Source organism: Paenibacillus sp. sptzw28 (assembly GCF_019550795.1).
GTDB lineage: Bacteria > Bacillota > Bacilli > Paenibacillales > Paenibacillaceae > Paenibacillus_Z.
The window spans coordinates 5,564,089-5,576,539 of the sequence record NZ_CP080545.1; the positions used below are offsets into that span (position 1 = coordinate 5,564,089).

Below are 12,451 nucleotides of genomic sequence, written 5' to 3' on the forward strand. Positions count from 1 at the left end.
AAAAAAAGTGCCCCCGGTTTCCAGGGAGCATTTCTATTAGTTGGCTTTTGCCTTACCGACGATCGTGGACGTACCGTAAACTGCAATGGTGGAGGCGACTGATTTCTTACGTTTGGTAATTCCACTTCGCTGAACGAGGGCTTGTCCGCTTATATGAACTTCGGCTTCCTTTTTCGAAGATTTCGTGCCAAACATATACATCCCCTCCTTATTCATAGTTTACAACAACTTCCACGAGCTTGTCCACATGACCAAGCATGGTCGCGAGATACGTACTTTGCTCGAATTCAGGCCAATTCTCTTCAATCTTTATATCTGCCCTCGTTATGGCGATAAAAAGGCCAAGCCGAAGCATGCCGATATTTCGGATGAGAATAACGGTTTCGGCATTTCCTTTCGGGCGATGCTCTTTGAACCGCAGCCACTTGGTATGGGTGGTAAGCTTCTCTTCCAGCATGAACTTGGCGGCATCCTTATCGATACCTTTTTGCTGCTCGCTCAGGTCATCCGTTTTTCCGAACTGCATTTTCGTAAAGATAACGTCCTTCTCGTCTTCCGGATCCGGTCGAATGGCGATAGCCCGGAAATCTGCGCTGTTTAGACTAAAGATCTCTCGCATGCGATCGACAATTCGCTCCATCAATTGCTTGACGGTAGAATCCATTTCCGCCGAATTCGATTCCTCTTGTTCAAGAACCTGTATAGCGGCGGCCATTTCGTTATGAAAAAGCACTCTGGCGGGAGTGACGTACTCTACGCTTACGAACCATTTGTACCGAACCCACCTCACCAGCAGAACGACAAGAACAATCATCCCCACATAGGTCCAGAACCAAAAGCTGAATAATAACCATCTTGGCCAGTCATGCTTCGGCATATATTGAGCGGCTATGAGAAATGGTTTACTCAATATAGGGTTTAAGTCCGGAATGGCTTTGAAGAAGATCGTTTTCAGCTGCCCTAACGCCCAGAGGAGGACCACATAAAACCAGGGGTTCTTAGCTGCTCCGGAAAGGCGTACGGACTCTATTCTCTTAATGGCTTCATCCCCCCCACATATATTCCCATGGTAAAACATACCACTGGTCGTACAATGGGTTCAAGAGGGAATGCCAAAACGAAAATAGCGATTCTTATTTCTTTTGTTTACCAACAAGCGTCGTCGTACCCCAAAGCGCACTGCGAGCCGGCTTGTCGAGACGGATACGACTATCTTTGCTCTTTGTCTCATTAGCATTAGGTCCATGCTTATCCCGGCGACCGCTTTCCACGCGATCACTGCGGTCTTTGTTTTTACCAAACCACATCGCCAACCACCTCCACACATCTATTGTCGGTTGCTAGCGAACTCCTTAAACGTCAAAGCCTATTTTTCAGCCTATTAACTCTCACAATTCCCGCTTGAATTTAATCCGGCTATTTCGGTTTTACATATTCAAAAATGCGTTCACTAATAAGGTGTAAAAACTGTGCCCATTGCTTTTGAAATTCCGGGTCCTCTGCAGAATACCCAGTGATCATACGAGTAACGTTGCTGTAAAGAAGAGGGTAAATCGTCAGGCTGGAAATCATTAAGGTGATTAGAGCCGGGTCCAGCTCCGGAGGCACCATTCCCATCTCCTGTTTAGAGCTCATATCCTCGACATAAGAATGCAGGACTTTCTTCCTGCGTTCTGCTCCGTTACTATTTTCAGGGATCGTCTCTATAGCTTCCCAAGCTGTATATTTTAAAAAATCCATTAAATGTTCCACATTGACTTTGTATCTGAATTCCGCAATCTGTACAGGATTTGCCGGGAGGGCAAAATTCCCTTGCGGCAATGATGTAAGGAAATCATCGATAACTTCATTGATGAGCTGATCTTTGCTTTTAAAGTAATGATAGATCAATTGCTTATTGCATCCAGCTCTTTTCGCAATCGCTTCAACTCTAGCCCCCCTGTAACCTTTATCATAAAATTCTTCCTTTGCTGCTTGGAGTATCGCTTTCCGAGTACGTTCGGCATTTCTTATTTCACCCATTAAATTACCTCCAGTACTTACATTAGCTATATCGTAGTGATTTTAGGGTTTGAAGTCAATCGTAATTAGACCATTTGGTTGATATTACTTGACGAATAGTTGACTAAATCGTATATTATCGTCGAGGCCAAATTTGATATTCTAAAAGAAGATAACAAGGAAGTTAGAAAAAATTTTTCGATCTGTCGATTCCGGTTTCTCCCGTTCGTTGTGAATATAGAGGCAAATCATAAATAAGGAGAGATTCACGATGAGATTCATGATGATCGTCAAAGCAACCAAAGATTCCGAGGCAGGCGTCATGCCAAGTGAAGAGCTTTTTGACGCCATGGCAAGGTACAACGAGGAGCTTGCGAGGGCCGGCGTGTTGGTCGCAGCGGAAGGACTCCACCCGAGTTCGAGCGCGATTCGCATCTCTTATCCCGAACCAGGTGGAAAGCCGAAGGTGGTAGACGGTCCTTTCACGGAAGCGAAGGAGCTGATCGCGGGATTCACGTTGATCGAGGTGAAATCGAGGGAAGAGGCGATCGAGTGGGCGATGCGGATGCCGGATCCGCACGGCTTCGGGGAAGGGCAAATCGAGCTGCGCCAAGTGTTCGAGGCGCCGGAGCTTACCGGGGACCCGGAAGCGCTAGCCAAGGAAATTGAAATGCGGGCACGGGTCACGAGGAAACCGAGGTCGTGAAGGAGTCCGCCATCCACCGCACCATCGATGGAATCTGGAGAATTGAGTCGGCTAGAATCATCGCCGGTCTCGCACGTATGGTACGCGATGTGGGGCTTGCCGAGGATCTGGCGCAAGATGCCCTTATCATCGCACTTGAACGGTGGCCGGAGACGGGTATACCGGGCAACCCGGGTGCATGGCTGATGACAACCGCGAAACGCCGGGCTATCGATCATTTGCGCAGGAATAAGCTACGCGACCGTAAATACGAGGAGCTGGGCTGGGAGATTGACCGGCAGCACGAGCCGGATTGGGATGAGGCGCTCGACGATCCCGTGGGCGACGATCTCCTTCGCCTCATCTTCACGACGTGCCACCCTGTCCTTTCCGCTGACGCGCGGGTGGCGCTTACGCTTCGGCTGCTCGGAGGATTGACGACCGAAGAAATCGCAAGCGCGTTCCTCGTTCCGGAACCGACCATCGCACAGCGGATCGTTCGAGCGAAGCGCACACTCGTGGCCGCGCGTGTCCCCTTCGAATTGCCGCCGAAGGCCGAGCTGGCAGCGCGGTTGTCGTCTGTGCTCGAGGTCATCTACCTCATGTTCAACGAGGGGTACGCCGCGTCTTCCGGCGGAAGCTGGATTCGACCTATGCTCTGCGATGAGGCGCTTCGGCTTGGACGGATATTGGCTGAGATCGCGCCTGACGAGCCGGAAGTCCATGGACTCGTGTCCCTGTTGGAAATTCAATCCTCCAGATTCCGGGCGCGGGTCAGCCCGAGCGGAGAACCAATTCTACTCATGGACCAGAACCGGGCACTATGGGATCATCTGCTCATCCGTCGGGGGCTGATCGGGATCGGACGGGCCGAGCGTCTCGGAAGGGCGTTCGGTCCCTATCTGATTCAAGCCTCGATTGCGGCGTGTCACGCCCGTGCCCGCACGGCTTCGGAGACGGACTGGGTCCGTATTTCGGCGCTTTACGACGCTCTCTCCCAAGTGGCGCCATCGCCCGTCGTCGAGTTGAATCGTGCTGTCGCGCTCTCGATGGCGTTCGGCCCGGAAGTGGGCCTGGAAGTCGTCGATGCGTTAATGCAAGAACCGTCCTTGAAAAATTATCATCTTTTACCCAGCGTACGAGGGGACTTTCTTATGAAGCTGGGCCGCAAGCAAGAAGCATGCTTAGAATTCAAACGTGCAGCAACACTGACGCACAATGAAAAGGAACGCGCGTTACTCTTGAGGCGCGCTTCCGAATGCGCCGCGGAATAAGACAAGGATATGAGAGGAGAAGTTCAAATGAACCAAGAGGTTACCGAGTTTATTGAGAAACTCAAAGAGCCGTGGCAAGCCCAGATGTGCCATGATTTGCGCCAAGTCGTTCGCAACGCTATTCCCGATGTTCAGGAGCGCATGCAATACAACAAGCCTCATTTTCTAAAAAACAAAAAATATGCTGCGGTTATCTCGAATTCGAAGGACGCTGTAAGCTTCACGATCTTCAACGCGACGGAGCTGGAGCTGCCCGAAGGCTTGTTCGACGGCCCTCCGGAACGGAAGACGATCAAGATCCGCAGCGGCCAGCAGATTGATGGCGGAATGCTGGCCGAATTGGTCAAACAAGCCTCCAGTACGCTATAACACGAACGCCGCCCATCATTGGGCGGTTTCTTATTTCTGGCCCCCTCCAATTATTTTCTATAATTTTGTTCCGATGTGTCGATTCTCCCGTCGGTGGTTCGTCGCTTTAATAGAGACTCGGATAAATAACTACAAAGGAGCATTCACATGTACACGGTAACATCGAAAGACGGCACCAAGATTGCCTATGACAAAGCCGGTCAAGGCCCAGCGCTTATCTTAGTTGGAGGAGTGTTCAGCTACCGGAAATTCCCGGGACTGGTGAAGCTCGCCTCCCTGTTATCAGAGCGCTTCACGGTCTACAATTATGACCGCCGCGGCCGCGGGGAAAGCGGAGACACGCAGCCCTATGCCATCGAGCGAGAGACCGAGGATCTTCAGGCCTTGATCAATGAGGCAGGCGGCTCAGCTTATGTATGGGGGCTGTCGTCCGGCGCCGTTCTTGCCTTGCAGGCAGCGGCGAGTGGGTCCAACATCACAAAGTTGGCGCTGCATGAGCCTCCGTTCATCGTGGATGCGGCGGACCGCCAGCCGCCAAAAGATTTGATCAAGCAAGTGACGGAGTTGATTGCGGACGACCGCCGTGCCGAAGCCATCAAATATTTCATGACCAAAGGGATGGGCGCACCTTCTTTCGTTGTCGGGATCATGCGTTTGATGCCGGGTGTATGGTCTAACCTGATGGCAGTGGCGCACACGATTCCTTATGACGCGGCTTTGCTTGAAGGATATACAGCCGCAAAGCCGCTGCCCGCAGATAAGTGGAGCACGGTCCAAATGCCGACACTGGTGCTCGAGGGCAAGGAGAGCCCGGTTTCGATGCGTCGCGCCTCTCAGGCGCTGGCCAAGGTGCTCCCCCTTGCGGAACTGAAAAGCAAGAAGGGACTCGGCCACACGAAGAAGCTTGATGCGAAGATTATTTCATCGGAGCTAGCGACATTTTTTATGGGGAAATAATGATGAGAGGAAGATCTCTATGCAAAATGCTATTGTCCAAAAGAGCAATCTAAATTTGAATAAACTGCTGCTGATTGGTGGGGCGGTATCAACACCGTTGTTTTTCGCAATAGCCATCGTCCAAGCATTCACGCGTACGGGATTCAATATCAGGCATCATGCCATCAGCACCTTAACGCTCGGCGATTTGGGTTGGATTCAGAGTGCCAATTTTATCGTTACCGGCTGTCTCGCGGTGTTGGCGGCCATAGCAATTCGCAGTTTGCTGCACGGCGGCAAGGGAGGCGCGTGGGGACCATTGCTCATCGGGATTTACGGGATCGGCATGACAGTGGCCGGGCTTTTCCGTCCGGATCCTGGCCTCAGCTTTCCTCCCGGCGCCCCCGAGGGCATGCCGACATCGATGAGCAGCTCTGCGGCCATCCATTCTTTGGCTTTCTTTACGGCATTCATCTGCCTGGTTGCGGCTTGTTTTGTTTTTGCCCGTCGGTTTGCCGCGGTAGGCGATCGCAGCTGGAAGACCTATTGCATAGCGACGGGCATCCTTTCTCCTTTGCTTATCGCAGCGGGCATGGTCATAAATAGTTGGATCGGCGTTATAATGGGGTGCGCCGGATTGGTGGCGTTCGGATGGGTTTCGGCTCTTTCCGTACGATTGCGCGCCGAAGTCTCTAGAGCATAGCTTCATTGGTGGATGCCGAAACTGGCTAGTTGTTGCCAGTGTAAAGGGCAGCAGCCATAAAGTTGGCGCTGCCCTTTCCTTGCGAGACTCATTAATGTTCGTAGCTTTGGACAGGTGTCAGCAATCACTCCTTAAGAAGCCGATGTGCCTTCACTGAACATCTCCCCTTTGCTATGTACCAGAACTTATACCACCTCCTGGGCGTTGCTCCGGAATTCATTGGGTGTAATCCCATATTCCTTCTTAAAGGCGCGATAAAACGAACGCAGACTGTTAAATCCTGAGTCGAACGCAATCTCTGTTACCGGGTTCGAGGTAGATAGCAGCAGCACCTGGGCAAGGGCTAGGCGCCGGCCGTTCACATAATCCCGAAATGATGTATGGAGCTGCTCAGAGAAGATTCGTGAGATAAGAAATTTGCTGACCCCCACTTCTCTTGCAAGCATATCCAGGGTTACAGGCTCCAGGAAGTGAAGGTCCACATAGGCAAGGATCCTTTGAATACTGTCCAGATCCTGGGTGTATTCTATTTTCTTCAGAGATAATAATGGAAGCACATGTCCTAATACCACAGAGGTGTACGCCCTCAGCAAACGGTTATCGCAATTTCCCTTATATTGTTCATGCAATGCTTTCAGCATGTTCGAGACGTTATCAATCAAGTGTTCCTTGGGAATCATCGGGTTGTTTGGAATATGCCTCGTTAAATCCCCTGTGAAATCCCCTGGGAATGCAGCATCGAAAAAAACGAGCTGGATCCGACTGCTCTCTGTTGTTTTGTAGCTGTGGGGTTGGTTGGGAAAAATAACTACCATGTCTCCTTCAGACAGAATATATTCCTGCTGATCGATGGTAATATGGATCTTGCCGGATAGGACTATTGTGATTTCAACGTGTTTATGCAGATGAAGGGGATAGGTATTATTGGTGGATATGAAAGTGTGAAACGATTGATGACGATGCTGATATTGGATTTTCACTTCTGAGCCCCCATAGAGGTAATCTGACTTCCCTACAAGCAGTGAAGTGCTTCTCATCTCTTCTAGAATAAAACCTTAATTCTATACTACAGTACATTGGCACAAGTACAAGAATTGGCGCAAAAAAAATTTTTTTTGGCAGGTGCGAATTATCTGCAAGGTATAAAATGATGGAAAGTAAGCAGCATGAGGCTTACTACATTTTTCAATAGGGAAGGGAGGATGTATAACAGGGCTGCAGATGAATCACGGAAGCCGCATCCATGTTATACAGAAACCAGATGAAAAGTAAGGATAAGAGATTCAGAAGAGTCATGGCCGTCATCTTAAGTATTGCGATTGCAATTTCACTAGGGGTACTGCCTGGTGGCACGGGTTTAGCGCAATCAATTGAAAGCGGTTCCACCAGCGCGCCCATCGCCGCTTTTCCCGGTGCGGAAGGTGGTGGCGCCTATACCAGTGGCGGCCGCGGCGGTGACGTATATATCGTAACCACCCTTGAGGATTATAGAGATAATGAAGTGCCTGTCCAAGGGTCCCTTCGTCACGGAATTCTATCTACCCCGGCAGAGGGTCGTACGATTGTTTTTAACGTATCAGGAACGATTGAACTAGAGAGTTCCTTAAGATTCAAGAACATCAAGAACCTGACCATCGCCGGGCAAACCGCGCCGGGTAACGGCATTACTATCGCAGGATGGGAAACCAATATCAGTAATTCCGAGAACATCATTATCCGGTATATCTCCTTCCGTCCAGGTGCAACGAATGTATTTAACGGCAGTGATTCCATGGATGCCTTGTGGGGAAGAGACAACAAACAATTCATCCTTGATCATTGTTCCTTCAGCTGGAACACGGATGAGACCCTTTCCACATACAGGGGCGAGAACGGTACCATTCAGTGGTCTATTATTTCAGAAAGCTTGACGCTCTCGGGGCATTCGAAGGGCAGACATGGCTACGGCGGTATTGCAGGCGGAGACAAGACCACCTACCATCACAATATTTATCTGAACCATACCTCACGTAATCCAAGACTCGGCGGCGGTTATGCCGGTGCTGCTAATGCAGACCGTGTAGCCGTGGTTCAATTCTCCAACAATGTAATCTATAACTGGGGCTTTAATGGGGTTTATGGCGGCGGCTATACTTTTACCAATTATATGAACAATATTCTGATAGCGGGACCGGGAACAAGAGACAATGTTGCCAATCGGGTTATCGATGCAGGGGAACGTGGTAGGCTTGGCGGTTTCTACATCTCCGGGAATAGAATTAACGGTGAGAATACAGGCCTGCTCGATGGATCGTCAGAGCACGTCAAGTTTTCCGGCGACATTAGCGGAATTAATAAAACAACTATCGCAGCAGAACCGTATCTATCCGCAGACAGCACAGGAATCAATAACGGGATTACCAATCCGGCGTTTGACGATTATGTTCTGAACGGTGTAGAGGATGCTAATGACCAATTGCTGAAAACCATTTTACAGCAGGCAGGCGCAACCTATCCGCGTCGTGATGCCATTGATGCAAGAGTGGTAGCAGAAGTGAAAAAGGGACTTGGAAGATATATCAATACCGAACATGAAGTTGGCGGATACATCTCGGACTTTGGTGTCATTGAAGAACAGCGCGGCGCTGATTTCGATACGAATCACAACGGTATTGCCGACGCATGGGAGAAGGAACAAGGGATCTGGGGCACCGAGGATGCCTATAAAACCATTACAGACAGCGGCTATACCTGGCTTGAGCTTTATATTAACGGTCTTGTAGATATGGGACATGCAGCTGAAAATCCTGATGTAAAACTGATGACACCGGAGAACAATGCACAGTTTGCATTAGGCGAAGCGATACCCGTGAAAATTAAAGCTTCCTCCGAATTCGGACACCGTATTGAAAAGGTGGCGGTATACAATGGTTCCGAGTATCTGGGTGACGCAGTATTTGATGGTACCAAGTATGAATACACGATCAAGGGGCTTCAGGATGCTTCTTACTATATTTCCGCAAGAATTACCGATTCAGAAGGAAATCAGACACAAACCACTGCCGCCAATATTCATATCAACACAGACAGCAGTACATTAGCTTCCGGAGGCTGGTCATCGGCTGACATCGGCACTCCAGACATCCAAGGTTCTGCAAGCCTGACAGACAACGTGATCACCGTCAAAGGAAACGGAAAGCTAGGCATGAGCGAAGGCAGCACGGAACAATCAGAAGAATCGGACGCTTCCAAGGATGATTTCCATTTCGTCTATAAGGAAGTGACTGGAGACATGGAGATCACTGCCAAGCTGGAGGAAATCGGATCCGTTGACAACCATGCATTCACAGGCCTGATGGTTCGCGATGACCTGATAGATGACAGCGCAACCGCTGCCCTGGGACTTTCCTGGGTGAAGATCTCCAAAGCTACCAGCTGGTCAACCTATCTGGCAGGTAGGGAAACCAAGGGTGGAGACTTTAATGAAATGACCGAAACGCTGGACAACGTTTCTAATGCCGCCAAGGCAGGCATACCGCTTGTAGCAGACATTCCATTCAAGATTGGCGGTGTCGAACAGGGCTACTGGCTCAAGCTTGTCCGCAAGGGCGATACCTTTTATGCTTATGGCTCCATTAACGGTAATGAATGGACACCGATCGGTGAGAAAACCGTAGCGATGGAGGGTTCGGTGTATGTTGGTTTTGCCGTAGACAGCAATGATGTTGCCAATGATATCGAGCAGTTGAACTATGCGAAGTTCTCAAATGTTAGTCTACTGCTAGACGATTTGGGTTCGCATTAAAGGCATTCTACTCCTTATACTTCATAACAAATATCTAACCCTGATTACACCAGAATTGGTTAATCAGGGTTTTTGTTAATAAACACACAGTCTTTGGCCACAACCTTGACCTTTCGCCCCAACCGACTTGTCTGTCTGGTACATAAAGCCCCTTCCTTCTGGCTATATTAACAACTGGAAATCAATAACAACTGTACTTTGGTTCAGCGGGAGGAAGGCATTTCCATGGATAATGTAGTTCTGGCGAGGTCCCTGTTCGGGTCATCGATGGCTTTTCATATCATTTTTGCAACGCTTGGTGTCGGCATTCCATTCATGATCGTCTTAGCCGAAATCATGTTTCAGGCAACAAAAAATAACCATTACGCAATACTGGCAAAACGGTGGACCAAAGGCTTTGCGATCATTCTCGGAGTTGCGATTCCTTCCGGGACCATCGTCGGTGTTATGCTGTCGCTGCTATTCCCCGGCTTTATGGAAATTGTCGGTCAGGTTATAGCCGTTCCGTTTCAGATTGAGATCTGGGCATTTCTTCTGGAAGCCCTGTTTATGTCGATCTACGTCTATGCAGCGGATCGTCTTCCGCCGGCTCTGCGCGTAATTAGTGTTATCTTCGTCGCGTTCGGCGCAAGCATGTCCGCAGTCTTGATTACGGATGCCCATGCCTGGATGAATACGCCCAGAGGCTTTGATTTGGTAGACGGCAAAGTAACGAATGTCGATCCGATCGCGGCGATCTTCAGTCCAAGTCTGGCAACGACAACGACTCACGTCCTCTCGTCCGCTTACATGACGGGTGCCTTCATCATCGTTTCCTTAGCCTCATACAAGCTGCTGAGCGGCAAAAGATCAGCCGAAGAGCGCGAGTTTCACTCCCGCAGCCTTCTGCTCGGACTTATTGTCGGCGGAGCGTTCTCGCTGTTCACCGCGCTAAACGGTCATGCCACAGCCCAAATGCTCCATCATTATCAGCCGGAGAAGCTCGCTGCCGCGGAAGGTTTATTCGAGACGACAAGCCACGCGCCGCTTGCCGTATTCGGAGTGCCGAATCCGGCAAGCGGAGAGGTCGAGGGCGGTCTCGAAATTCCGGGGGCGCTGAGCTTTCTGGCAGGCAACAGCTTCGATACTGTCGTGAAGGGGCTGAACGAATATCCGCGTGAACTCTGGCCTCCGCTTTACATTCATACATTATTCAATATTATGGTGGTCATCGGCATGCTTCTGATCGGACTTTCCTTCGGTGCCCTGATTTGGAAGTTTGTTATGAAGAGAACGCTGCCCAAATGGTTTCTTCGGCTGCTCGTCAGCTCGGGCGCACTGTCTTTGATCGGCATTGAAACGGGCTGGATCTTCAGCTGCTCGGGGCGGCAGCCGTGGACCATTTATCACATGCAGCTAACGGTGGACGCCGCAACCAAAACAGGCAACCTGGGTCTGCTTTTTGGCCTGTTCCTGGGTATCTATATCGTATTGCTGTTTGTAACGGCCATCGTTCTCAGGCACTACTTTAAGCGTCATCCCGTGACTAAGGACTTGATTGCACATGCGACCAGCAGAGAGAACAACGAGGTGCAAACAAATGGCTGAATCGACGATTGCCATCCTGTTCGTCTGGCTGCTGCTGTTCGTGTATTCCATTCTCGGTTCCGTTGATTTCGGCGCAGGCTTCTGGGGCATGATTTTCGGCAGGCACAGCACTACCAATGCAGGTGCATTAGCCAGCAGGTTTCTGTCGCCCACCTGGGAAGTAACCAATACATTCCTTGTCATGGTTGTCGTTGCGCTTGTCGGTTTTTTTCCAACCGCCGTAGCCATGCTGGGAACCGCGCTGATTCTTCCGATCAGTCTTGCCCTGTTCCTGCTGCTCATTCGCAGCAGCTTTATGGTCTACGCGTATTCCTCGAAATTCTACGGAAAGCAGCTCACCTTGGTATCCGGTATTACGGGACTGCTTATTCCGGGACTGCTGATCAGCGTGCTGCCGATCTCACTCGGGGGCTTCATTGACATCGTCTTGGGGGTGCCGACTTTGTATTTCGGCAAACTGCTTGCTTCACCGACGCTTTGGTCTCATCTGGGCTTTGGTTTATCATCCGAGTTATTCTTGGCCGCCTTGTTTCTGTCCGATTATTCCCATGAATCCAGCGATGACAATGCCTACATGCTGTATCGCAGAGCCGCACTGTGGCTGGGGCCGTTCACGCTGTTCTTCGCGATCGTTACCATCTACACGATGGCGCCCGATGCCCGCTGGATCGTGGAAGGCATCGAGCAGAACGCTATCTGGTTTATGCTGTCGATTGTATCGTTTACGGTGGGGTATAATGCTTTAGTCTGGTTCCCGAGCAGAAGCTTCCCCGGAATTCCAAGAGTCGCGTTCACTGCGATCATCATTCAGTACGTGTTCGCCAGCATCGGGTATGGATTCGCCCACCATCCCTATATTATTTATCCGTACCTGACGGTGGAACAGGGCTTCACGAACTCCAGCACATTCCGGGCTCTTGTTGTTGCTTATACGGCAGGATTACTTATCCTCGGCCCTGCCTTTTATTTGTTCTGGAAGCTGTTTCTTAAGGATAAGCGGTATTTGCGTCAGGAGTAACCGAGTGCTGAAGAAAATCGATTGCGAAGGGGCTATGCATTGGCGGACATCAACGAAAAGCGCCATGATTTGTCGTATACATACGACCTCGCCA

General features: G+C 50.2%; 13 protein-coding genes. 8 read left to right on the top strand and 5 right to left on the bottom strand.

Annotated features, from left to right (window positions below; all coding sequences use genetic code 11):
• Window positions 1-36 precede the first annotated feature (36 nt).
• The 4 genes from KZ483_RS25795 to KZ483_RS25810 all read right to left on the bottom strand — a co-directional run bounded on the left by KZ483_RS25795 (window position 37) and on the right by KZ483_RS25810 (window position 2,022).
• Window positions 37-195, bottom strand: a complete 159-nt coding sequence (locus tag KZ483_RS25795) for a hypothetical protein (protein WP_220350382.1) — start codon at window positions 193-195, stop codon at window positions 37-39.
• Window positions 196-208: 13 nt separating this feature from the next.
• Entirely contained in the window at window positions 209-910 is a 702-nt protein-coding gene (locus KZ483_RS25800) for a hypothetical protein (RefSeq protein ID WP_220350383.1), read from the bottom strand.
• A 223-nt stretch (window positions 911-1,133) separates the two neighbouring features.
• Window positions 1,134-1,307 carry a hypothetical protein gene (locus tag KZ483_RS25805; protein ID WP_220350384.1) on the bottom strand — a complete coding sequence of 58 codons (174 nt, stop codon included), beginning with the start codon at window positions 1,305-1,307 and terminating at the stop codon, window positions 1,134-1,136.
• A gap of 109 nt (window positions 1,308-1,416) precedes the next feature.
• Window positions 1,417-2,022 (bottom strand): TetR/AcrR family transcriptional regulator, encoded by a 606-nt coding sequence (locus tag KZ483_RS25810; RefSeq protein ID WP_220350385.1) that lies wholly within the window; start codon window positions 2,020-2,022, stop codon window positions 1,417-1,419.
• A 250-nt stretch (window positions 2,023-2,272) separates the two neighbouring features.
• Here KZ483_RS25810 and KZ483_RS25815 point away from each other — a divergent pair, with 250 nt between their 5' ends.
• The 5 genes from KZ483_RS25815 (at window position 2,273) to KZ483_RS25835 (ending at window position 5,968) form a co-directional block, all read left to right on the top strand.
• Window positions 2,273-2,707 carry a YciI family protein gene (locus tag KZ483_RS25815; RefSeq protein WP_220350386.1) on the top strand — a complete coding sequence of 145 codons (435 nt, stop codon included), beginning with the start codon at window positions 2,273-2,275 and terminating at the stop codon, window positions 2,705-2,707.
• Window positions 2,704-3,960, top strand: a complete 1,257-nt coding sequence (locus tag KZ483_RS25820; RefSeq protein ID WP_258881428.1) for an RNA polymerase sigma factor — start codon at window positions 2,704-2,706, stop codon at window positions 3,958-3,960. The genes KZ483_RS25815 and KZ483_RS25820 overlap by 4 nt, the downstream gene beginning before the upstream one ends.
• Before the next feature lie 27 nt (window positions 3,961-3,987).
• Window positions 3,988-4,329: a DUF1801 domain-containing protein gene (locus tag KZ483_RS25825; RefSeq protein ID WP_220350387.1), complete on the top strand. Its 342-nt coding sequence runs from the start codon at window positions 3,988-3,990 to the stop codon at window positions 4,327-4,329.
• Between the two features lie 147 nt (window positions 4,330-4,476).
• Complete coding sequence (locus KZ483_RS25830; RefSeq protein WP_220350388.1) at window positions 4,477-5,286, top strand: alpha/beta fold hydrolase; 810 nt, start codon at window positions 4,477-4,479, stop codon at window positions 5,284-5,286.
• A gap of 55 nt (window positions 5,287-5,341) precedes the next feature.
• The gene (locus KZ483_RS25835) at window positions 5,342-5,968 is read left to right on the top strand and encodes a DUF998 domain-containing protein (RefSeq protein WP_220350389.1); all 627 of its coding nucleotides are present in this window, start codon (window positions 5,342-5,344) and stop codon (window positions 5,966-5,968) included.
• Window positions 5,969-6,153: 185 nt separating this feature from the next.
• On the opposite strand, the gene KZ483_RS25840 is transcribed toward KZ483_RS25835, so the two are convergent.
• The gene (locus KZ483_RS25840) at window positions 6,154-6,948 is read right to left on the bottom strand and encodes an AraC family transcriptional regulator (protein ID WP_220350390.1); all 795 of its coding nucleotides are present in this window, start codon (window positions 6,946-6,948) and stop codon (window positions 6,154-6,156) included.
• 281 nt (window positions 6,949-7,229) lie between these two features.
• Here KZ483_RS25840 and KZ483_RS25845 point away from each other — a divergent pair, with 281 nt between their 5' ends.
• The 3 genes from KZ483_RS25845 to KZ483_RS25855 all read left to right on the top strand — a co-directional run bounded on the left by KZ483_RS25845 (window position 7,230) and on the right by KZ483_RS25855 (window position 12,357).
• A complete protein-coding gene (locus KZ483_RS25845) occupies window positions 7,230-9,752 on the top strand; it encodes an Ig-like domain-containing protein (protein ID WP_220350391.1) in 2,523 nt (840 codons plus the stop codon).
• A 225-nt stretch (window positions 9,753-9,977) separates the two neighbouring features.
• Window positions 9,978-11,339 (top strand): cytochrome ubiquinol oxidase subunit I, encoded by a 1,362-nt coding sequence (locus KZ483_RS25850; protein ID WP_220350392.1) that lies wholly within the window; start codon window positions 9,978-9,980, stop codon window positions 11,337-11,339.
• Window positions 11,332-12,357: a cytochrome d ubiquinol oxidase subunit II gene (locus KZ483_RS25855; protein ID WP_220350393.1), complete on the top strand. Its 1,026-nt coding sequence runs from the start codon at window positions 11,332-11,334 to the stop codon at window positions 12,355-12,357. The genes KZ483_RS25850 and KZ483_RS25855 overlap by 8 nt, the downstream gene beginning before the upstream one ends.
• The last annotated feature ends 94 nt before the right edge of the window (window positions 12,358-12,451 follow it).